The sequence below is a fragment of the Rothia terrae genome, assembly GCF_012396615.1.
Taxonomy (GTDB): Bacteria; Actinomycetota; Actinomycetes; order Actinomycetales; family Micrococcaceae; genus Rothia; species Rothia terrae.
On record NZ_JAAXPV010000003.1, the window covers coordinates 89201 to 111481 of the forward strand.

Sequence of the window (22281 nt, forward strand, 5' to 3'; positions counted from 1 at the left end):
GTAAAGTATTGCTCTTTATTTTATATGGTTGAAGGTCGCACAAACATCCGAAAATTACTTGATGTCGAATGTTATGCGACCTTCAACTATCTATAGCGGATAACTACCAGATTTCTTCGGTACGTCGTCCGCTACGAATCAGCGCCAGAATACGTGAGGACGCGAGTACCCCCGCAAGTGCCCAGATGCAGCAGATTGCCAGCTCGGCGAGGGCATGTAGAAGCACCGCGTCGGATAATCCGTTCCCGGCTGCGACCTCACGGAAAACTACTATCCCGTGGGTGAGAGGTAACCACTGCACCAGTACGGCCAGCCACGCAGGGTAGGCAGAAACAGGCGCGAGCACCCCGGCCGTGAGCGGTAGTGCAGCTGCCACCACGTTGGAGATCAGGTAAGGGTCATTGAGGGCAACCGAAAGTGTCGCACAGGCAAACCCCAATAGCGCACCCGCCAGAATAAAACAGGGGAGTAGTGCAAGTGCTGTTCCCGCTATTTTCGCTGAAGAATCCGGTGCGAATAACCAGATACCGCCGATCATCACGCACCCCATCAGCGCTGCGTTGAGACAAGGAACAGCCAGCTTCGAAAACCAGAACACAGGGTTGAAAAAGCGGGTGAGCAATACATCGTGCAACACACCAATATTGCGGTCGTAGGTTACCAAGGCAATACTCTGTGCCATCACCCCGGTTGCAGCAGCTACTAGCGCACCGCAGTAGGCGGTCATGACTAGCTGAGGCGAGTTCATCGCGGATGCCACAGCTACCAGCATCAGTAACTCTGTCAGAGGTAGCGCCACCAGCGTGGTGAGAGTGGTGGGCACGTTGATGAAGGTTTGCGTTGCAGCAAGCCGCGCCGCAACTGCGTAGCGTGAGGTACTCACTTACATCACCTCCAATGACGCGTCGCGATGTGCCTTGATCAGGGCGCGTTTGAGCAGAACGGTGCTGAGTGCAAACCACGCTAAGCTCACCGCTACCGAGACAGCAATGGCGCCCCAGAAGCTAGATTCCGTCGTACTTGTTGACCCCGCGTCCAACACGGCACGCACTGCGCTGGACGTCGGTAGCAGATAGCTCACCGGCACTGCCCAGTGCTCAATGGAGGCTGGAATACCGAAAATGCCACTGACCAGAATCAAGGGAGCAACTAGCAACCCCTCGTACGTCATGGCGTAGGGCGTCAGCACAAACAAAGCCGCCACTGCACACGAAATACTCAAACATGCGAGCCAGAAAACGAATACCGCGGGCACCAGCTGCCAGCTAACCTGCGGGTGTAACCGCAGAATCCACGCGAGTAGACCGGCAAGCGGAAAAGCAAACAGACCAAAAGCTGACGCCGAACCTACGAGCGGAAGCAGGGTAGAACCGGCACGCGTTGGAGTAAATACCAAGTGCACCAGTGTGCCCTGAAACCGTTGAAAACCAATGAGGCCCGCGGCAACCGTGCAGACCGTCCACGTACCCACTAGTCCAGCGCGCAACCAGGCGCTACTGGCCGATGAGGGGGAGTGCGATGCAAACGACGCCACATACTGCATCAGTAAAATCGTCACCGTCGATGTAATCATCAACTGTACAAAATAACTATTGCCCGCGAATAAGCGTGTGTGAAAGGCGAGCATACGAAGAACCCTCACTACTTGCCCTCCTGCTCGGTTTCAACGCCCAGAAGCGCAAAGTAGGCGTCCTCTAAGGTGGCATGGTCGGCAAGTGAGCTGTGCGCCCGTAGATCCTGTAGCGTTCCGTGGAAAGCTGTCTTGCCCTCATTGATAATCAAAAGGTCATCGGCAAGTGCCTGAGCTTCTGCCAGATAGTGCGTGGTGAGTAGGATGCCCGTGCCAAGCTGCGCTAGCGACTTCACGAGTTTGCGCACCTCAAGAGCCAGTTCTGGATCAAGCCCGTTGGTCGGCTCGTCCAGAAAAAGCAGGGCGGGGTCGTTGAGTAGTCCGCGCGCGATGTGCAGTCGCTGCTTCATACCGCGCGAAAAATCTTGAACCTTAGAATCGGCGCGTTCGGTGAGAGCCACGGCCTCTAGCGCATCTTCAACACGTTCCTTGCGGAACTTACGGGGGACGCCCAAGACATCTGCGAAGAAGAGTAGGTTATCCCGAGCTGTGGCACGCGAGTAGAAACCTCGATCGCCACCGAGGACCAGTCCAATGTGCTGACGTGCCGCGCGGGGCTGCGCAACCGCGTCCACACCGGCTACCTGTATATCGCCGGACGTCGGCGCTAACAGAGTGGAGCACATGTTAATAGTGGTGGTTTTACCGGCACCATTTGGCCCGAGAAAGCAGAGAATCTGCCCAGCGTTGATCTCAAAAGAGACGTGATTGACCGCGCGAAAATTCTTCGGGCCCAGATCGCGCACCAGATTGTGCGCGCTAAAAATAGGTTGGAAAGCCAACGTTATGCCTTTCAAGCATGAGAAATTCAGAGGATGCGTGATGAAAGGGGAGCCGAAGGCACAACAAATAAACCCTACGAGTCCGGTATTTACGGACAGGAGGTATCAACTGTCTTAAGACGGGTTAGGCGGTTACCTTCAGCATCTCGTGCGCGCGAACAGTTGTTGACATGTGGCATTCCTTAGAAAAACAAAGATGTTATCTGAATCATACTCTTAAATGCCGAGAGGGGTCACTTATCGTTCAAAAAAGCGTAATTTTTGAACGTGAAGTGACCCCTCGCGGGAGAAAAGGGCTTAGGAAACCACGTGACCGGTTTCGTCCAGCAACTTGGCGCGTAGCTCGCGTCGTTCTGCCTGAGCCTTGGGATCGGGCAGCGGAACCGCAGCCAGCAAACGCTGGGTGTATGCCTGCTTGGGGTGGCGCAGAATCTGTTCACGCGTACCCTGCTCGACAATTTCACCGCGGCGCATCACGGCGATGCGGTCTGCCAGGGCATCGATAACCGCCAAGTCGTGAGTCACGAAGAGGCAGGCGAAGCCCATTTCTTCCTGAAGTTCCTGGAAGAGCTCGAGCACGCGAGCCTGAACGGAGACGTCCAACGCTGAGGTGGGCTCATCGGCAATCAGTAGCTTGGGCTTGAGCGAGAGCGCACGTGCAATACCCACGCGCTGCTTCTGACCACCGGAAAGCTCGTGCGGATAGCGGTTGCGGTAAGAGCGGGGCAGCTCAACACGGTCCAACAGGCCCTCGATGCGACGCTGCAGCTCAGCACCCTTAGCCTCACCCGCGAGGAACATAGGCTCACCAATGGACTCACCGATAGGCAGACGCGGGTTCAGCGAGGACGACGGGTCCTGGAACACCATACCGACGTCCTTGCGGACAGCCGCCAGGGTCTTGCGGTTGGGCTTGCGCATGTCGTAACCGCACACGTTCAACTCGCCTTCGGCAACATCCAAGAAGCCAACGGTCGCGCGACCAATGGTTGACTTACCGGAGCCGGATTCGCCCACCAGACCGAGCACCTCGCCGGCGCGGATTTCAAGGTTTGCGCCGGTGACCGCGCGGAAGGGGCCAACGCGTCCCTGCTTGGGGTATTCCAGCGCCACGTCCTTCAGCGAGAGAATAACGTCGCCGTCAAACTCGCGCGGGGGCATGACCTGGTTGATAATAGCTGTCGGAGGACGCTGGCCCTCGGCTGCATCGTCGATAGCCGCGTTGACGTCGATCTCGCCGCCACCCAGATTGAGCACTGAACCGAGCAGCGCCTTGGTGTAGTCATGCTGCGGGTTGTTGAAGATATGCTCAGCGTCGCCGGTTTCAACAATTTCACCGCGGCGCATCACAGCAACGCGGTCTGCGAGGTCAGCAACAACACCCATGTCGTGGGTGATGAGAATAATTGCTGAGTTGAGCTTCTTCTGCAGGTTACGCATGAGTTCAAGGATTTCAGCCTGAACGGTCACGTCGAGCGCGGTGGTGGGCTCATCAGCAATCAGCAGCTTGGGGTCGGTTGAGAGCGACTGCGCAATCATGGCGCGCTGGCGCTGACCACCTGACATCTGGTGCGGGTATGAGTTGAATGCCTTGATGGGATCCGGCATTTCAACCAGTTCCAGCATCTTGATGGCTTCTTCTTTACCCTGCGCAGGCGAGATGTCCTTGTGCAGACGCAGGGTCTCCACAATCTGATCGCCCACAGTCATTACCGGGTTCATCGCGGTCATGGGTTCCTGGAAGATGACTGCAATGTCATCGCCACGAACGCCAAGAAGCGCTGAGTTGCTCAAGCCAATGAGCTCGCGTCCGTTGAGCTTAACGGAGCCTGAGACGCGGGCGTTCTTGGGCAGAAGGCCGATCATACCCATGGATGAAACCGACTTACCTGAGCCAGATTCACCCACGATTGCCAGAACTTCACCGGCGTGGACGGTGTAGTTCAGGTTGGTTGCTGCCGGAACCCATTTACGGTCGACGCCAAAGTCGACGCTGAGGTTGCGTACTTCGAGGACGGGCTGTGCTGCTTCTGCACGGTCTGCTCGTACGCTAGCTGTTTGAGTAGTCACTTGGGTATCCCCACTCTTATTTGTGTATCAATTCTTGGGAGCGTTGCTCGTATGTTGGTTGTTTGCGCTTGAATCTTTGAGAGAATTTAGAACTATGAAATCCCAGTATCTTCAGAACCCGCCGGTGCGTTTTCGCCCTAAGACCGCTGTCTTCTACACCGTTGTTGCTGTTGTTATTGCTGTCGTTTTGGTTGCGGCAACTTTGTACGTTTACGGTGTGTATGGGATGGTTGCTAAGTGCTGGCCGTGGTTCTTTTTAGCCTACGGAGTGTGGTATCTGCTGGGCTATCCTTCGTTTGAGGTTGACCGCGATGAACTCTGCATCAAGAACCCTTTTGTTTCTCACCGCGTGGGTTACCCCAACCTGATTGATATCTCGACCAAATTCAACTTGACCTTGGTGACCGCTCGTAAGAAGTATCAAGCATTTGCTGTGCCTTCTACCGGTATGCGTGCTGGGTTACATACTCGCGAGGAAGAAATTACCAATCTGCCATCTATCACTTACGGCGGTCATGGCTCGGTTCGTACTTCTGATCTCCCCACGGGATTCTCCGGTAGTGCTGCCATGGTGGCTCGCGGCTACTGGCAAGAAATCGTTGAGGATGAAGCTCTGAGCACCTTCCCCGGGATTGAAGAATCAACCTTCGATGTCAAAGGCGGCGTCATCTTTGCGCTTTTAGCATTTGCCGCTGCGGTGAGTGTATTTCTCTAGTTCGTTATCTCTATAAAGTTTTCAAGAGGCGGTGGACGCTTGCTCCTGTGTGTAGCGGGGCGGGCGTCCACCGCTTGTTCTTTAGCGCTTGGTAACGGTGATATCAGACCAGGGAACCTGGCCGTCTTCGCCGTCTTCAACGACCTTGCCGCGGTTGACGGTTGCCTCACCGGGGGCTGCTACTGCAAGACCTTCGATGCCCAGACCGTTTTCAGCTGAGTGAGCGGTGCGCTCCTTAGCCTTACGCGGGTTGAACTTCTTCTGGCGGGGGTCGAATGCGTCGCGCAGACCGTCACCGACGAAGTTCACGCACAGTGAGAGCACGAGGATGAACAGGCCCGGGAACCAGAAGAGCCAGGGGCGGGTTGAGAACGCGGTCTGGTTAGCTGAGATCAAAGAACCCAGTGACCAGTCGGGAGCCTTCACACCGAAGCCGAGGTAGCTCAGCGCAGTCTCGGTCAGAATTGCTGATGACATCATGAGCGAGACGTTCACGGTCACAACGCCGATAGCGTTAGGCAGAATGTGCTTGAAAATGATGCGCATATCTGACGCGCCAGCCAGGCGGGCAGCGTCCACGAACTCACGTTCACGCAGGGTCAAGAACTCTGCACGAACCAGACGAGCCAGTGAGCTCCAGAAGAGCAAACCAACAACCACACCGAGAGCAATGATGCTCCAGGTGCCGTGGAAGTAGTTACCGGCGATCTTACCGAGCACAGCGGTGAGCAGCATCAGAGGAATAATGATGATGATGTCGGTAAAGCGCATGATGATGGTCTCTACCCAGCCGCGGAAGTAACCCGCCAGACCACCGAAGAGAACACCGAGGAAGCCTGCGATGCCGCTGATGAGGATAACCACTAAGAAGGTGTTTTGCACACCGCGCATGGTCATTGCAAAGAGGTCGCGACCGGTTGCGTCCTGACCGAACCAGTGTTCACCGGAAGGCGCGCCGCCGTTGACCATTTGCTGCATTTCGGTGTGGTCGTACTTCCACCAGCCGGGAATGGGGCCAACGCCCATAGCGGTCATTGCCAGCAAGAAGATGAAGACAATAATTGCCAGCGAGATAATTGCACCGGTGTTCTGCACAAAGCGCTTACGAACAATCTGGCCCTGAGTTTTACCCGCTGATTCCTGGTTACGGTTATCAACGTTGGTTTCGACGGAGCGCAGAGCGGTGGTTTCTGTGGTGGGCGCTTTGGTGCTACCCGAGGTCTTGTTTTCGTTGGTGCTCATTATGCTTTCACCCTAACGCGCGGATCAAGGACGGAGTAGAGCAGGTCTGCAATGAGGTTGAAGACCAGCGCCATAATACCGGTGACGAGGAAGACGCCCATCACGGGGTTGGGGTCTGTGTGCGCTAGTGAGTCCAGGAAGAGTGAACCCATGCCCTTGAAGGAGAAGATACGTTCGGTAATTGCTGCACCACCGATGATTGCGCCGAAGTCCATCGCGATGATGGTTGCCAGCGGAATCAAAGCGTTGCGGAAGGCGTGCTTCATGACGACTGCGCGTTCTGAAACACCCTTTGCGCGTGCGGTGCGAATGTAGTCCTGGTTCATGATTTCGAGCATGGACGCGCGTGAGTAGCGTGAGTAGCTAGCCAGCGAAATCAAGGTCAGAGCAATGGTGGGCAGAAGGATGTGGGTGAAGGTGTCCAAACCGCTGATCCAGAAGTCCCCGTTGAGGTTAGGGGTGGATGCGTTTGCGGTCGGGATCGGACGGCCCTTAATACGGGGGTTGGTGATGTAGTCACCCCATGACTGCATGAAGCGGTCTGCGAAGATCAGCAGTGCCATGACGAAGCCGGTGAGTGCACCAACGCGTGCGCCCTGACCCTTGTCGTAGCCGCCTGCGAGCAGACCTGCAATGATACCGAGAACGATGAAGACAACGGAGATGATGACGATCATCAAGAAGGTTGCCTGGTCGAGAAGGTTCTGAATGGGGAAGTAGACGATCAAACCAACTACTACCATTGCCAAACCTGCAATGAGTGCGCGGCGGTTACGAAGACCGGACACCAAAATGGTGAAGACAACCGCTGCAAGAACGCCGAGAACCAGCATGAAGGGAATACCCAAGAAGGGGTTGAGCAGCCACTCGGTAGCTGAGACGAAGATAATCAGACCTGCGGTGAGCACAAAACCGAAAACAGCTAGCAGGATGCGGGTCTTCTGCTTGCCGTAGGAGGCTGCGTACCAGAAAAGGCCAGCCACCAGTGAAATCAACAGCGTTGTTGGGATGGTGACCTGCGGGTTCTTCAAGAAGTCGTTGAAGCCGATTGCCAAGAATTCCTTGAGTAGGACCGCAATCCAGAAGGAAGGCAGTGAGAAGAAGAGGAAGCTTGCAAAGGTTACGGTGTAGTCCAAGCCTGAGTACTGGCGAAGAGCTGAGATGATACCGAGGCTCACACCAATCAGAATCGACAGAATGGTTGCCGCAACTACCAGAATCAGGGTCTGGTAGATAGCGTTTGACAGCAACTGGGTGACGGGAGTGCCTGCAAGGTTTGAGCCAAAGTCGCACTTGCCCGTGAAGCATCCCAGCACGCCGCCGAGCCATATAAAGTAGCGCAGGGGAGCGGGGGTATCAAGATTCAGAGCATCAATGCGCTGCTGGATTAAGGCTTCTTTATTTGCACTTTGTAGGGTGCGGAGTTCCGCGAGGGGGTCGCCCGACGCGGCTGTCAGAAGGTAGATCAAAAATGATGCACCAAAGAGGATGAACACTGCCGTGAGCAGTCTCCTCGCTACGTACATGAACATGGTGGAATCCGTAAGGGTTGTAATTGAGGTTCTATGGTTATAGGTCTACACAACCAAAGCGCGGATGCAATTGCACCCGCGCTATGGCGTTTTCTCAAGTGGTGAGCATAAAGACTGGGTGCCCTATCGCGATTAGCTAGCGATATCCCATTCTTCAGCGTTCCAGGTTAGAGGCTGCTGACCCGGCTTGGGCTTTACACCGGTAATCGCATCATTGTAAGAAGCGACTGCTACGGACTGGAAGAGGGGCAGACCGTAAGCGTCCTTGAAGAGCTCTGCGTCAGCTGACTGCTTGAGCTGTTCAATCTTGCTCTGGTCAGTGGTCTTCATAATGTCATCTGCTGCTGCATCAACAGTTGCGTTGGAGTAGCTGGTGAAGTTAGAGGAAGCGCCGGTCTTGAAAATCTGACCCAGGGCTGAGTTGCCAACACCTGATGAAACCCAGCCGAAGATAGATGCGTCGTATGCGCCGTCCTTACCGGTGGGAAGCTGCTCTGACCAATCCTCGGTACCCTTGTCTTCGACCTTGAAACCTGCCTTCTCAGCTGATTCCTTAATCATCTGGTAGGAGTTCACGCGGTTTGCGTTCTTGTTGTTGTAGAGGATGCGAACGGTCGGGGTCTTACCGCCGAGCAGCTCTTTTGCCTTCGAGATGTTCTCATCCATGTTGTCTGAGGGGTACTCAGATGAGGTGTTGTTCTCAACGCTCTTGTCGTAGTTTTCCTTGTCTGATAAAACGTAGAGCTGTGAGTTCAGAACTGAAGCATCAGATTCCATAGGCTTGATGAGCTTATTGACGATGTCCTGACGGGGAATAGTCAGCAAGAATGCTTTACGAACGTTCTCGTCAGCGAAGGGGCTACCTTCAACCATGTTGAGGTCAACGTGATCGTAAGACTGGTCGGGCTGGGTCTTGGTGGTAACACCGTCAACACCCTGCAACTGTGAAACGGTGTCGATGGATGCCTGAGGCGCAACCATGTCAACGTCACCGTTCTGAATTGCCTGAACCTGCGCTGAAGGGTCAGCCATGGTCTTGAAAACGATTTCGTTGACCTTGGGCTTGTTATCGCCCTGGTAGTTTTCGTTGGCAGTCAGGGTAACTGACTGGTTTTCAACGATGTCGGTGACCTTGTAGGGGCCGTTACCTACGAGCAGTGACTCATCGCTGGGCTTAGTAGTGGTATCAAAACCGGTGTTCCACGCGTCCGCAATCTTGCGTAGGTCTGAGTTTTCCTTGCCGGGCTCAGCATTCTCAAGTGTTTCAGCGAGCTTGGCTTCGTCCATGCCTGCCTGCTGTGCTACAACATGAGCAGGTACTGAGATGTTGTAGGCAATCTCCCAGTCAGCAAACTGCTGGGGGTAATTGAAGGTGATAGAGCGACCGTCTTCGCCCAGAGTGGGCTTGCCAGCCTGGCCAAGACCCTGGGTCTCGCCTGCAAAGTCAAAGTAGCTAACGCCGTTCTCGCCTTCGCCATTGAAGTAACCGGACTCTGCAGCCCATGCGAGAAGAAGATCAGCCTTGTCGATATCGTTGCCATCAGACCACTTCTGGCCTTCGTTGACCTTGTAATCAACCTTGATGCCGTCGCCGTCTTCGGTCATGTTGTATGAACCGAACCAGTCATTGTGGCGAACATCGAAAGTGTCGGTAATGGTGTAGAAGCCACGGGTAGTCAGCTGAGCAATAATACCGTTGGTATCTGAGTTGCCACTAGCGGTATCAGTGTTGAGCGATGAGAAAACGTTGGTCAGAGCAACAGACACTGACTTGTCTTTGTTGTCTGATGAGCCCGATGAGTTGTTTGATGAACCGTTTGATGCACAAGCGGTCAAACCCAAAGCAGCGATAGCGGTGAGGCTCAAAATGCTGGAGATGCGTGACTTAGCCATTCGATGGTCTCCTTGAAAGTGAAAAGGAAATGCGGTGGTGCACTTGTAGTGCATACAGGCGAGACAGTCACTTAATGTGACTGGCAACACTTATTGGTCTTATAGTAGACCAAAGATGCTGAAAACGGGTAACCAGAATGACTTTTTTTCGTTTTATTTCTATGTTGCGGATTTATTGCCCACGATTTCACATGGTGGCATCTCGAATTGAGGATGCGCCGCGACAGGTGGAAAATATAGTGCACGCTCGAGGTTGAGACGCCCGGCGGTGTCCTCACTTAATGGGATAAATTAACGCTTAGAGACGTCATAGTAATGTGAGGCTTCATGTTCACCGCTAAAAAATTCTCAGACTTAACCGTTGAAGAGCTCAACGCTATCTACATTGCGCGGTCAAAGGTGTTTACCGTCGGCCAGCAACTCACCGTTCAAGAACCGGACCTCGCTGACCGCCAAGCTGTGCACTTCTTTTCACAGAATGATGCCGGCGAAGTTGTAGCCTATATGCGTCTGATCGATCTTGAAAAAATTGAAGACGACCACTACGAACAGGTGTCCGGCGCCTACGCCCTGTCTCGCGTCGCCGTTCTCAAAACCCTGCGAGGACAAGGCATGGGACGCAAGCTCCTCGACGCTGCTATTCAGTGGGTTCGCGATGAAACTGAAGCAACCAAGATTATTATTGATGCACAGGCATACCTGCGCGATAGTTACTACGCGCCAGTAGGGTTCGTGCAAGTAGGTGAAGAATTCCGCGAGGCAGGGCTACCCCACGTCAAAATGATTCTGGAGCTCTAAATGTTTACCATCAAAAACTTTGATGAACTCACCAACACCGAGCTGTACGCCATCTGCGCTCAACGCGTCGCGGTTTTTGTGGTGGAACAGAACTGCCCTTACCAAGACATCGATGGGTTGGACCCTCGTTGCCAGCATATGTTCGTGATGAATAACGGTGAGATTGATGCTTACCTGCGCGTCTTTGACAGAGGTACTGTTGATGACCACCACTCCCCGCGTCGGGAGGGCGTCGCATCCTTGGGTCGAATTATCACCGGACCGAAGGCGCGTGGCAAAGGCATGGGGCACCAGCTGGTGGCTGCCGGAATTGAGCATGTGCGCACAACGATGCCGCATGTCCACACTATTTTTATTTCAGCCCAGGAGCACCTAGCAGAAACCTACTACGGCAAGCACGGATTTGAGAGGGTCTCCGAGGTGTACTTGGAGGACGACATCCCGCACGTGGATATGGAACTGAAGCTTTAACCATTAGCCGCGAGGGGGCCGGGCGCTGATTTTCCGAGCGAGTGAGGAGGTGAAAGTTAGCGACTAGAGGGCTTTCACGCGGAGGCCGCCGTCAGCCTACTTATAAAAGCAGACTTATAGATGCGCGAGAGGGGAGGGATGGACCGTTTTTGGCAAAAAAACGGTCCATCCCTCCCCTCTCGCGGAAGAAAAAGCGAAAGTTATCCACAGATTTAAGAATTTGCCCTAAACGCACATGAAATAATACAGACTGAAAGACATGAACCGCACCTATCCTTCAGTTTTCACGACTCAAGAGGCTGCTCAGCATGGAGTCTCTCGACGCGTACTTAAAAGAAATAACAACATCAATCAGCACTCACAGGGGTTAAGATTTGTCGGTAACCCCGATGTTGCACTCATCGCTGAAAAGATTTGCGAGCTTACCGAAGACATCGTAATTTCCCACCACACAGCGGCAAAAGTGCATGGCCTACGAATACCTAACTACCTTGAGAAGAAGCACGAAATCTCAGTGCTAAAAACTCATGGCAAATGGTCTACCAAGAGACAGGGAGTTGTCGGTTATCGAACGAAAAAGCTTCTTGACGATGAAACTCAACCATTTGGCTCTGCCTACATTACGACTGTCGAACGTACCATTTTTGATTTAGCGCAGTATCTGACACCCTATCAGCTTATCCAAGTAGTAGACGGAGCTATTAATTCTCATGCCCATGGATATTACTGTTTCGAAGCGCAAACTAGCATCGAAAAAATTCGGGGTCTCTGTCTTAAGCATCCCGGAGAGCGCGGCGTCAAGAAACTGAAGCTCTGTCTAGAGCGGGCACGGGTAGGTTCGGATTCCGCGCAAGAAACGCTTCTTCGCCTGTTGCTCGATGACCACGGAATACACGGACTTCTTCTGAACCATCCCGTTTATTCAGAAGACGGAGAGTTGCTATTTCAGTCAGACTTAGCGGACGAACGCACAAAAACAAGTATCCAGTATGAAGGGGAACGCCACTCGGAACAGCTTCAAGTTCGTCGTGATATCCGCAGAGAACGTCGTACCGAAGATGCAGGATGGACTGAAATTCGAATTATGGCAACTGATCTTTACGAAGAGGTTTTTGATGCGGACGCTCAAGACTGGATGCCGAGAGCCGTATCGATTGTTCGCCGCGTCCTCAAAGCTAAAAGTTAATTAGATGCGCGAGAGGGGAGGGACGGACCATTTTTGGCGAAAAAACGGTCCATCCCTCCCCTCTCGCGCATCTACTCTCGCGGAAGGTGGAGAACTACTTGGTAGTAATCTTCAGGATTTTATCCGACTGGGTGACGTCGCCGGTTGCGCCCTCAACATCGTCGAACTTGACGGTGTTAGTCACGAGAACCGGAGTGGTCAGCGGGTAGCCCGCCTTCTTGATGACGTCATGATCAAAAGTCAGCAGGGTCTGACCAGCGGTAACGCGCTCGCCCTTCTTCACCTTCACGTCGAAGCCTTCGCCGCCGAGGTTTACGGTGTCAATACCAACGTGGATCAACAGCTCAGCACCGTTATCCAGCTTCAGACCAACTGCGTGGCCGGATGCGGGGGTTGCAATAACCTTGCCGTCAGCAGGAGCCACAACGGTGTTGCCGGTGGGCTCAATCGCAGCACCCTTACCGAGCTTCGCAGCAGCGAAGATGGGGTCGGGAACCTCAGACAGCGGGATAGCGCGTCCAACAATGGGGGATGCAATAGCCAAAACGGTGCCTGCCTCGTAGGAGTCAGGTGAGGTAGCCACGGGTGCGGCGGTAGCTGAAGCGGATGATGCGGTAGCACCAGCTGCTGCCGCAGTGCCAGCGGGTGCGGTGCGAGCACCTGAGTGAAGAACCTCTGACTCATGAGCTACGGGAGCTCCTGATTCAACGGTGTCAACAACGGCAGCTTCGCCACCCTCTGCATCAATTGCGGGAGCGTTGTCGCGCTTTGCACGTGATTCAGCAGCCTGAGCCTTTGACTCGTAGCCGAAGATCAGAACGCCAGCCATTGCACCGAAGAATGCAACAGCCAAACCGATAACGAACAGCGGAATGGGCTGCATCGCGGGGATTGAAAGCAGTGAGGTGAACGCGAATGCGTATGACCTAACACCGAGTGCTGAAATCAAAGCACCGCCGATAACAGCGGGAACGAGAATCAGCGGGAAGACACGCTTGTAGCGCAGAACAACACCGTAGAGTGAGGGCTCAGAAATACCACCGAGAAGACCGGAAACAGCCGCACCGGTTGCGGTCTGACGCAGTTCCTTATCGTGCTTTGCACGGATAGCAACACCGGTTACCAGGCCGAAGACTGCAAAGTTGTAAGCAGCCATGGGTGACTGGATGAAGTCGAAGCCGTTGGTCTGCAGGTTGTTAATCATGACAGCGTTCAAAGGCCAGTGCAGACCCAGGGGAACCATGAACAGGTAGGTACCAGCGATAACTGCACCAACGAGCCACGGAGCGATGTCGTTCAACCAGCCGAAGAGGTCTGAGATGCCCTGGCCCAAGAGGATGCCGAAGGGGCCGATAACCAGTGCGGTCAAGGGAACGAGAATCAGGATTGAAATCATCGGCACAAACACCATGTGAAGCATGGTGGGGATGATCTTCTTCAGGAAGCGCTCAAGTGGAGCAAGCAGAGCAGCAGCGAACAGCGGAGGGAAGATCTGGCCGGTGTATGAGAAGAGGTAGAGCGGAACAGCCCAGCCACCGATGTGGAACAGGTCTAGGTGGTTAGCGCCCTCGGGCAGAATCTCTGACAGGCCGCGGAAAGCGTCCGTCATGAGTGCTGCGGGGATAGCTGCACCAACCCACATGTTCGCGCCCAGGCGCTTAGCAGCGGTGGCACCAATCATGATGGGCATGAAGTTCAGAACTGACAGTGACGCTGCCAGGATCAAGAACCAGAAAGTGTACTCGGTACGCCATGAGTTCAGCATGTCAGCGTTCAGCGCTGCATCGCCGAGCTTAGGGCCGTTGACGAGGTCCTTGTTAACAACTTCGCCAGCGAAGTTGGTGTAGGTGCCGAAAACACCGAGCTGCTGCAGCAAAACGATGAGGGTCAAGATCATCGATGAGCCGAGCAGTGCCCACAGGACAGGGCGGAATGAGTCTGAGAGGACGTCGAAGGTACGGGTAATCCAGTTAGCCTTCTTCTCGTTGGGGTCAGCAACTTCGTTACCTGCTGCTACTGAGCCTTCGCCAACGCCTGAAACGCCGGGAAGCTTCTGCATCTCGTTGTAAACAGCCTCAACTTTGTCGCCCAGAACAACCTGGGTCTGGCCTGACTGCTCGATGATTGAGAGCACGCCGGGTACGTTTTCGATTGCCTTCTTGTCGATGGCAGCCTTTGACTTAGGAGTCACGCGCAGGCGGGTTGCGCAGTGCGTGAAGTGAGAAATATTCTCGGGGCCACCAAGACCCTCAAGAATTTTCTTGCCCATTTCGGAGTTATTCACCGTTTGAGCTCCTTGCTAGTGATGAAAGTGCCCTGAAAACGCAAAAAGACCCGAGTTACTTACTTCCATTTTCGCGTGCGCATCTGTGCGGATGCGGTTAGTCCAGGACTAATGGCGAGGAGCATAGAGTCCTAGCCTGCGAAAAGTGAACGATGCGTGTAGGTGCATTTCTGCGCCGTGCACGAGCTACGTTCAGATGAAATGAGTAACTCAGGTCTTGCCTGCATTGTCAGTAACAATCCTGATGATTACTACTTGGTTCACACCAAATTCGATGCTTACTCTACTCCGGGTTGTCACAATACGCAACACTTGGTTTTTGATGCTATGCCACAGAAAAACATGGATTTCACTTGGCTATATACAAGCTGTGGAATGAGTAAGTTTAAGGCTTCCCTTAAAATTTCTAATACTTTGCTGCGCGAGTGGCGGCAACCGCGTCCGGATGATACCTACGCAACCAACGCTGATGGTACTGATAGTTGACTTCAACCAGCGCGCTACCGAGCACACCGAGTGCCAGCGTCCACACCAGGAGGGGGCCGGTGGGAAGCTCAAACTGGTGATACCACTGCGAGATGGGGACGAGAACCGCAAGCGCCAAACCGAAGTACATGGCAACCACTAGAGCCGCTCGTTTGAGATCGAAGGGACGCACCGCCGTGGTCAAATTCCACAGCCCCAGCATGACCAGCGTAATGAGCGTTGCCGTCTGCAACTGTGTCAAGGACGCTCCACCGGCTACCTGCTCTGCGCGTCCCACAAAATTCAGCACAATAAGCGAGAGAGCAATAATGATGGCACTAGGTGCCGCAAAATGCAGGGCTCTATTCAAGAACCCGGGCACATAGCGGCGGGTATTGTTCATCATGGTCAAGAAGAAGGCAGGGCCTCCCACCATCAGAAGATCAGCCGTGGAGTACTGGCGCGGTAGCAACGGGAACTGCCAGCACAACAGACCCAGAAGAACACCGAGCACAATCGCAAAGCCTGTTTTGGTCAGGAACAGGTTGGTAACGCGCTCGATGTTTGCGATAATCTTGCGCCCTTCGGCGAGGACGGAAGGCAGACGATCGAAACGTCCGTCGAGAAGAATCAGACGCGATACTGCCTTGGTGGCGGGGGCAGCGTTACCCATCGCGATGCCGAGGTCTGCATGTTTGAGGGCGAGAGCGTCGTTGATGCCGTCACCCGTCATGGCTATGGTGTGACCAGCTTTCTGCAGGGCGAGCACCATATTTTTTTTCTGCTCGGGCGAGACGCGACCGAAGACGTTGTGCGTGAGCGCCGCCTGAGCAAGTTCTTCACCGTCGGCGGGTAGGGCAGACGCGTCGATAGCACCGCTATCGACGTTCATGCCGGCGAGCTTAGCGGCTGCAGCCACGGTCTGTGGGTTATCACCCGAAAAGACCTTGAGGCTGATGCCCTGGTCAGCAAAGTATTGCAGGGTTTCCGGTGCCTCTTCGCGCACCTGCTCGCGGAAGGTTATCAGCAAAGCCGGGCTAGCTTTTGGCTTATCGGTCAGCACCTTGCCGTCTGCAGTGCGCGGTAAGGACGCGGTGTGCGCGAGAACCATGGTGCGCAGGCCGGACGCGGCGAGTTCGCTGGCTCGCTCGCGTTCTGGGGTGCCCGCGTCCAACAGTGCCTCTGGCGCACCCAAAACCCAGGCGCCGGTGGAAAGCTCCACCGCAGAAAAACGTTGCGCCGAAGAAAAGGCAATGGTTCCCGACGCTTTTTTGGCAGGTACGTCGGTGAATTCTTCGCTCAGGGCAGCGGCTGTCGGGTTAGCGTTTTCATCGGCACCAAACCAGGCTAGCGCCTGACGCCAGCCTGCCGGTGCGTTATCGAGTGCCTGCACAGAATCAAAACCCACACCACCCTCGGTGAGCGTACCGGTTTTATCGAAGCACACCACGTCCACGCGGGCGAGAACCTCAACCGCAGGCTGCTCCTGAATCAGCACCTCGTCCTGCGCCAGTTTCACGGCCGCAACCGCAAACGAAATGGTGGTCATCAACGCCAGACCCTGCGGAATCATGGACGCGATGGACGAGACCGCGACGATGGTGGCATCCTGCCACGCACCGCTTGATAAGGCGCGCGACCAGCCGCCAACCGCCATCATCTGGCCGTTCACAACAATCGCGATGATTGGAATTAGAGCGAAGGTAATCCACTTGACCACACGCTCCATACCGGCGCGCAACTCGGAATTAATGCGCGTAAACTGGCGGGCTTCCTGCGCCAGCTTGTTCGCGTGTGAATTAGCACCGACGGCGAAAATCTGCACGCGTCCCGTACCGCCCAGCACCGACGATGCAGAAAGCACCGCATCACCCGGGACCTTCGCCACGGGGTCATTCTCACCGGTCAGCATTGACTCGTCGAGGTCCAACCCATCGGACGTGAGAACGGTGGCATCGGCGGGAACCTGGTCACCGCGCTTGAGCACCACAACATCGTCTACGACGAGCTGATCCAGCGGCACTTGCTGCACGCGTCCTTCACGCACTACTGTTGCGGGATCGCGGCGCAATAAGGCAATCTGATCGAGCTTTTTCTTAGCCGAATATTCCTGCACAAAGCCCACCACCACGTTGGTGATAGCGGCCAGAAGAAAAAGGGTGTCGAACCAGCGTCCCAGAAGGACAACAGCAAGCCCGCACAGCCCCAAAATAAGGTTGAAAAGTGTGAAGAGATGGGTTCGAACAATCGTCCAGACGCTACGGGAGGTCGTGGAATCCACAGTGTTCGCTAACCCGGCGTTGATACGGTCTGAAACTTGGCTCTCGCTCAGCCCCTGATGCGGGTCAATGTTCTGTCGGTCTTCGGCGCGAGGAACAACTGTTGAGCGAGAGTTTTTCATACAACATTTCCGGGGTCTGGTCGGGGTGTTTTTATCATTCTAGAGGACGCTGGTGGGCGGCGGCATCCTGCGTAAGGATGAGATACCGCCTCGGCTCACAGCGTCCCACATACAAAATTCCCGAGCCACACACGAAAATCATGTGTAGCTCGGGAATTTTGTATGTGGTTACCTTGGCGGTAAGAGCCTTAGCCCTGTGCTACCTCACCGAAGTAGCGTGCCATGGTGCCTTCGTGTGCTTCGCGCATCTGGTCGAGGGTGAGGGTAAACTCGCCCTGTACTTCCAATGCCTCGGACGCCGCGTCCACCACGCCGATGCGTGCGAACGGGAAGTCGCGTGCGGTGCACATGTCCTTGAATCGAACCTCTTCGGAGCGAGGAACGGAGACAACCACACGGCCCAGCGACTCCGAGAAGAGCAGGGTGAAGGTGTCTACGTTATCGCGTTCTGCAACTTCGCCCAGACCGATGCGAGCACCGGTGCCAAAGCGCAGGCAGGACTCAACGAGGGTTGCTGCCAGACCGCCAGCTGCAACGTCGTGTGCAGCGTCGATCATGCCGTCGCGGCTCATGTTCACGAGCATGTCGCCCAGAGTGCGCTCCAGTGCCAAGTCAACCTTGGGAGGCTGGCCACCCAGGTGACCCTTCAAGCGTGCCCATTCTGAGCCGTCCAACTCGTCGCGGGTGGTGCCCAGCAGGTAGATAGCCTGGCCGTCTTCAGCCTTTGACCAACCTGAGGGAGTGCGACGGGTGACGTCGTCCATAACGCCCATCATTGCCACAACGTGGGTGGGGTTGATGGCGCGGTCGCCGGTCTGGTTGTAGAGCGACACGTTACCGCCGGTGACGGGAACGCCCAGTTCCATACAGCCATCAGCCAAGCCACGAACAGCTTCAGCGAACTGCCACATGACGTCCGGATCCTCGGGGGAGCCAAAGTTCAGGCAGTCAGAGACAGCAACGGGACGTGCGCCCACGGTTGCTACGTTGCGGTAAGCCTCAGCCAAGGACGCGCGTGCGCCCTCGTAGGGGTCGAGGTAGGTGAAGCGGGGGTTTGCATCGGTTGCCAGTGCAACGCCCAAACCGGTGTTTTCATCCACGCGTACCACACCACCGTCGTCCGGCATTGCCAGGGCGGTGTTGCCCTGAACGTAGCGGTCGTACTGGTTGGTGATCCATGACTTGGAGCAGAGGTTGGGGCCAGCCATCAGTTCGAGAACAGCGTTGCCGAGGGCACCGCCGGTAGGACGTTGCGCGTCCGCCTCTGAACCGGTGAAGTGGTCAGCCTGAACGTCGTCCTGCCAATCCGGGCGTGCAAAAGGACGCTCGTAGGTGGGGCCGTCGTGTGCAACGGTCTTGGGGTCAACGTCAACGATGATTTCGCCGTCCCACTCGATGGTCAGACGGCCCGAGCCGGTGACCTCGCCGAGTACTGAGTACTCAACGTCCCACTTGGCCATGATGTCTTCAAAGCGTGAGAGGTTCTCGGGGGTGACAACTGCCATCATGCGCTCCTGAGATTCTGACATGAGAATCTCGCCGGGAGTCAGGGTGGGGTCACGCAGAAGTACCTTGGTCAGGTCAACGTGCATACCGCCGTCGCCGTTTGACGCCAGCTCTGAAGTTGCACAGGAGATACCTGCTGCGCCGAGGTCCTGAATACCTTCAACGATGGAGTTCTTGAAGAGCTCCAAGCAGCACTCAATGAGTACCTTTTCTGCGAAGGGGTCGCCCACCTGAACAGCGGGACGCTTTGAGGGCTTGGAGTCGTCGAATGACTCGGACGCCAGAACGGACGCGCCGCCGATGCCGTCGCCACCGGTGCGTGCACCGAAGAGGATGACCTTGTTGCCAACACCCGATGCGTTTGCCAGGCGGATGTCTTCGTGACGCATGATGCCTACAGCCAGCGCGTTAACCAGCGGGTTAGCCTGGTAGCACTCGTCGAATTCGACTTCGCCACCGATGTTGGGCAGACCCAATGAGTTGCCGTAGCCGCCAACGCCGGATACAACACCGGGTAGGACACGCGCGGTGTCTTCGTGATCGATGGCGCCAAAGCGTAGCGGATCCATGACAGCAACGGGGCGAGCACCCATGGAGATGATGTCACGCACAATGCCGCCAACCCCGGTTGCTGCACCCTGGTAGGGCTCAACGTAGGAGGGGTGGTTGTGTGACTCAATCTTGAAGGTCACAGCCCAGCCGTTGCCGATGTCGGTCACACCGGCGTTTTCGCCGATACCGACCATCAGGTCCTTCTTCATCTCGTCGGTTACCTTGGCGCCGAACTGCTTCAGGTGAACCTTGGATGACTTGTAGGAGCAGTGCTCAGACCACATGACTGAGTACATTGCCAGCTCAGCTGCGGTGGGGCGACGGCCAAGAATCTTCTTGACGTCTTCAAATTCGTTTTCTTTCAGACCAAGCTCAGCCCAGGGGAGCTCGGTGTCTGGAGTTGCCGCCGCGTTCTCGACGGTGTCCAGATTGAACTGCTTTTCACTCATATCGTAAAAATTCCTTGAAATAGGGCAGACGCTTAGCGTGCTGAAACGAGCTTGTTGAGAACCGAGGTGAACACACCCAGGCCGTCAGCACCGCCGCGCAAGGCGACGTCGCCGGAACCGGATGAGTCGGGGCCGAAGCCGGGTTCTACAGCGTGCTCGGGGTGAGGCATGAGACCCACGACGTTGCCGCGCTTGTTCGCGATACCCGCAATGTCGTTGCGTGAACCGTTGGGGTTTACGCCTACGTAGCGGAAGACGACGCGTCCTTCAGCTTCAAGCTCTTCGAGGGTTTCCGCGTCCGCAACGTACTGGCCGTCCTGGTTCTTCAGGGGCACTACGATTTCCTGACCCTTTTCAAAGTCAGAAGTCCACGCGGTCTCGTTGTTATCGATGCGCAGAACCTGGTCACGGCAAATGAACTTGCGGTGATCGTTCTTAATCATCGAGCCGGGCAGCAAGTGGGTTTCGGTCAGTACCTGGAAACCGTTGCAAATACCCAAAACGGGCAGTGCCGCATCGGAGTTAGCCGCTTCGATAACCTTCTCCATAATCGGAGCTTTAGCAGCAATAGCGCCAGCACGCAGGTAGTCACCGTACGAAAAACCGCCGGGTACGACAACAGCGTCTACGTCCTGCAGATCAGTTGAATCGTGCCACAGCGGTACAGCGGTGCCACCGGCAAGGGTCACGGCACGAGCAGCGTCGCGGTCATCCAGCGTGCCGGGGAAAGTAATAACACCAACGCGCACACCTGATAGTGCGGAGTCGGTAGTCGGTTGTGAGAAGTCACCCACCAAGGGAACTTCGGTAGGAGCCAAAGACTCAGCCATGCTTAGTCCTCCAGTGCTTCAACGTTGATGACGTCCTCAATCACGGGGTTTGAGAGCAGCTCAGCGGCAGCTTCGCGAGCCTGCGCCAGCAGCTCTTCGGTAACCTCACCGTCAACAGTGAGTTCAAAACGCTTACCCTGACGAACATCGGTGAAGTTCTTCAAACCAATGCGGGGCAACTCGTTAGCAATAGCCTTACCCTGAGGGTCAAGGATTTCAGGCTTGAGCATAACGTCAACAACAATACGGGCCATAGTATGGGCACTCCTAGATGTGCGTAAAAAGGTAACAATTGACCGTTAAACATCTTAACCCGAAAAAGTGAGCTGAAGTAACCCGGGCGCGCTGAGGTGTAAATGTTCCAAGGAACTGCATCAGATAAGTTTAAATTTTGAATAAGTAAAGCGTGCGGTGCTCGTCCGCTAAGGGCCTTCGACGTTTATTATATTTAGGTGCAACAGAAACACCGCCAGAAAAGAGTCCTTCGTGGATCGCTTTCTGCTACCTTCGCAACGTTTGCTGCGCTATGTTCGCACGCAATAGCAGGTGGTGCGTGGTCATTTTCAATTCTTGCTATGCTCATTCCACTGGTGCTATCTACACCGGTCTGCATAGCCTTGAGCTCTCATAAGTTCTCGTTGCCGCGCTTAGGTGCAGTGGTTCTTACCAGCCAATTTGTTTTCCACACATTATTTGAAGCATTAGCGAAAGCGCATGGACCCGTGATGCACCACCATCACGCATTCCATCCTTCGCACTCTCATCAGATACAGGTGCATGTGCCGACGCGGGTTGCAGAATCCCACCATCTCAGCATCAGCATGTGGCTAGCACACTTTATTACAGTAGTCGTTACCGTGCCCACGATGCTCATACACGCCAAGAACCTCAAGAGCAGGCTATTTCTTATGACCGTATTCTGCAGGACGCTCGCCAAGAGCCGACCATCGACTCCCGGAATATCGAGATAGTTCCCGGTGCAGACAGGACGGCGTGGACTGTTACCGAAACTCAGCGCAGCTTTCCCACCCAGGTAGATTCTGTTGCTGTGAATCCGCAGAATGACACCATCGTCGATACCGTTCGGTTTGCAGATTATCCGCTCGCTGCAAAGCTGACTCGATGGGGTGTTGATACACATATGGGCATCATGTTTGGCGCTGTTAACCAGCTGGTCATCGTGATATTTTCTGTGGCTCTAACAATGCTGTGTATCTGGGGATACGTGATGTGGTGGCAACGTCGTCCTAAAAATAAATCTCACAGATTGGGTGCGGTTCCTCCTCACACGATGTGGAAGAACATACCCGTGTGGTTCTGGCTTCCTTTAACCCTAGTTGCTGTAGCGATTGGTCTTTTCTTACCGTTGCTAGGGATTTCTTTGGTGCTCTTCTTAGCGCTAGATACAGTGTTTATCTACCGTAAGAAACAAACACAATAGATGCGCTAAGGCATCGCTTCAGGCCATAAGCACG

At 54.9% G+C, this 22281-nt stretch carries 17 protein-coding genes; 5 read left to right on the top strand and 12 right to left on the bottom strand.

Annotation, left to right across the window (positions count from 1 at the left end):
* Nucleotides 1–103: 103 nt before the first annotated feature.
* The 4 genes from HF984_RS02645 to HF984_RS02660 form a co-directional block, all read right to left on the bottom strand.
* Nucleotides 104–883 (bottom strand): ABC transporter permease, encoded by a 780-nt coding sequence (locus HF984_RS02645; RefSeq protein WP_168614139.1) that lies wholly within the window; start codon nt 881–883, stop codon nt 104–106.
* Entirely contained in the window at nt 884–1627 is a 744-nt protein-coding gene (locus HF984_RS02650) for an ABC transporter permease (RefSeq protein ID WP_281727775.1), read from the bottom strand.
* Between the two features lie 14 nt (nt 1628–1641).
* Nucleotides 1642–2412, bottom strand: coding sequence for an ABC transporter ATP-binding protein (locus tag HF984_RS02655; protein WP_210729532.1), 771 nt, complete (start codon nt 2410–2412; stop codon nt 1642–1644).
* Nucleotides 2413–2709: 297 nt separating this feature from the next.
* The gene (locus tag HF984_RS02660; protein WP_168614141.1) at nt 2710–4482 is read right to left on the bottom strand and encodes an ABC transporter ATP-binding protein; all 1773 of its coding nucleotides are present in this window, start codon (nt 4480–4482) and stop codon (nt 2710–2712) included.
* Nucleotides 4483–4576: 94 nt separating this feature from the next.
* Here HF984_RS02660 and HF984_RS02665 point away from each other — a divergent pair, with 94 nt between their 5' ends.
* A complete protein-coding gene (locus HF984_RS02665) occupies nt 4577–5197 on the top strand; it encodes a hypothetical protein (RefSeq protein WP_168614142.1) in 621 nt (206 codons plus the stop codon).
* A gap of 81 nt (nt 5198–5278) precedes the next feature.
* On the opposite strand, the gene HF984_RS02670 is transcribed toward HF984_RS02665, so the two are convergent.
* The 3 genes from HF984_RS02670 to HF984_RS02680 form a co-directional block, all read right to left on the bottom strand.
* Nucleotides 5279–6439, bottom strand: a complete 1161-nt coding sequence (locus HF984_RS02670) for an ABC transporter permease (protein WP_168614143.1) — start codon at nt 6437–6439, stop codon at nt 5279–5281.
* A complete protein-coding gene (locus tag HF984_RS02675; protein WP_168614144.1) occupies nt 6439–7971 on the bottom strand; it encodes an ABC transporter permease in 1533 nt (510 codons plus the stop codon). The genes HF984_RS02670 and HF984_RS02675 overlap by 1 nt, the downstream gene beginning before the upstream one ends.
* 132 nt (nt 7972–8103) lie before the next feature.
* The gene (locus tag HF984_RS02680; protein WP_168614145.1) at nt 8104–9864 is read right to left on the bottom strand and encodes an ABC transporter family substrate-binding protein; all 1761 of its coding nucleotides are present in this window, start codon (nt 9862–9864) and stop codon (nt 8104–8106) included.
* 327 nt (nt 9865–10191) lie between these two features.
* Here HF984_RS02680 and HF984_RS02685 point away from each other — a divergent pair, with 327 nt between their 5' ends.
* From HF984_RS02685 to HF984_RS02695, 3 genes are all read left to right on the top strand, one after another.
* Nucleotides 10192–10662, top strand: a complete 471-nt coding sequence (locus tag HF984_RS02685) for a GNAT family N-acetyltransferase (protein ID WP_168614146.1) — start codon at nt 10192–10194, stop codon at nt 10660–10662.
* A complete protein-coding gene (locus HF984_RS02690; RefSeq protein WP_168614147.1) occupies nt 10663–11133 on the top strand; it encodes a GNAT family N-acetyltransferase in 471 nt (156 codons plus the stop codon).
* Between the two features lie 259 nt (nt 11134–11392).
* Nucleotides 11393–12319: a type IV toxin-antitoxin system AbiEi family antitoxin domain-containing protein gene (locus HF984_RS02695; RefSeq protein ID WP_168614148.1), complete on the top strand. Its 927-nt coding sequence runs from the start codon at nt 11393–11395 to the stop codon at nt 12317–12319.
* Between the two features lie 94 nt (nt 12320–12413).
* Here HF984_RS02695 and HF984_RS02700 read toward each other — a convergent pair whose 3' ends face one another.
* The 5 genes from HF984_RS02700 to purS form a co-directional block, all read right to left on the bottom strand.
* Entirely contained in the window at nt 12414–14603 is a 2190-nt protein-coding gene (locus HF984_RS02700) for a glucose PTS transporter subunit IIA (RefSeq protein WP_168614149.1), read from the bottom strand.
* 406 nt (nt 14604–15009) lie between these two features.
* A complete protein-coding gene (locus HF984_RS02705) occupies nt 15010–17469 on the bottom strand; it encodes an HAD-IC family P-type ATPase (protein WP_168614150.1) in 2460 nt (819 codons plus the stop codon).
* Nucleotides 17470–17657: 188 nt separating this feature from the next.
* On the bottom strand, nt 17658–19976 hold the full coding sequence (gene purL, locus HF984_RS02710; protein WP_168614151.1) for a phosphoribosylformylglycinamidine synthase subunit PurL: 2319 nt from the start codon (nt 19974–19976) through the stop codon (nt 17658–17660).
* Between the two features lie 32 nt (nt 19977–20008).
* Entirely contained in the window at nt 20009–20806 is a 798-nt protein-coding gene (purQ, locus tag HF984_RS02715; RefSeq protein WP_168614152.1) for a phosphoribosylformylglycinamidine synthase subunit PurQ, read from the bottom strand.
* Nucleotides 20807–20808: 2 nt separating this feature from the next.
* Nucleotides 20809–21060: a phosphoribosylformylglycinamidine synthase subunit PurS gene (gene purS / locus HF984_RS02720; RefSeq protein WP_168614153.1), complete on the bottom strand. Its 252-nt coding sequence runs from the start codon at nt 21058–21060 to the stop codon at nt 20809–20811.
* 569 nt (nt 21061–21629) lie between these two features.
* Between purS and HF984_RS02725 the strand changes: the two genes are divergently transcribed.
* Nucleotides 21630–22247 (top strand): PepSY domain-containing protein, encoded by a 618-nt coding sequence (locus HF984_RS02725; RefSeq protein WP_168614154.1) that lies wholly within the window; start codon nt 21630–21632, stop codon nt 22245–22247.
* The last annotated feature ends 34 nt before the right edge of the window (nt 22248–22281 follow it).

Coding starts and splice junctions, on each gene's coding strand:
- HF984_RS02685 (WP_168614146.1), top strand. CDS start 10,192: ATGTTCACCGCTAAAAAATTCTCAGACTTAACCGTTGAAGAGCTCAAC.
- purS (WP_168614153.1), bottom strand. CDS start 21,060: ATGGCCCGTATTGTTGTTGACGTTATGCTCAAGCCTGAAATCCTTGAC.
- purQ (WP_168614152.1), bottom strand. CDS start 20,806: ATGGCTGAGTCTTTGGCTCCTACCGAAGTTCCCTTGGTGGGTGACTTC.
- HF984_RS02675 (WP_168614144.1), bottom strand. CDS start 7,971: ATGTTCATGTACGTAGCGAGGAGACTGCTCACGGCAGTGTTCATCCTC.
- HF984_RS02690 (WP_168614147.1), top strand. CDS start 10,663: ATGTTTACCATCAAAAACTTTGATGAACTCACCAACACCGAGCTGTAC.
- HF984_RS02670 (WP_168614143.1), bottom strand. CDS start 6,439: ATGAGCACCAACGAAAACAAGACCTCGGGTAGCACCAAAGCGCCCACC.
- HF984_RS02680 (WP_168614145.1), bottom strand. CDS start 9,864: ATGGCTAAGTCACGCATCTCCAGCATTTTGAGCCTCACCGCTATCGCT.
- HF984_RS02665 (WP_168614142.1), top strand. CDS start 4,577: ATGAAATCCCAGTATCTTCAGAACCCGCCGGTGCGTTTTCGCCCTAAG.
- HF984_RS02695 (WP_168614148.1), top strand. CDS start 11,393: ATGAACCGCACCTATCCTTCAGTTTTCACGACTCAAGAGGCTGCTCAG.
- purL (WP_168614151.1), bottom strand. CDS start 19,976: ATGAGTGAAAAGCAGTTCAATCTGGACACCGTCGAGAACGCGGCGGCA.
- HF984_RS02705 (WP_168614150.1), bottom strand. CDS start 17,469: ATGAAAAACTCTCGCTCAACAGTTGTTCCTCGCGCCGAAGACCGACAG.
- HF984_RS02650 (WP_281727775.1), bottom strand. CDS start 1,627: ATGCTCGCCTTTCACACACGCTTATTCGCGGGCAATAGTTATTTTGTA.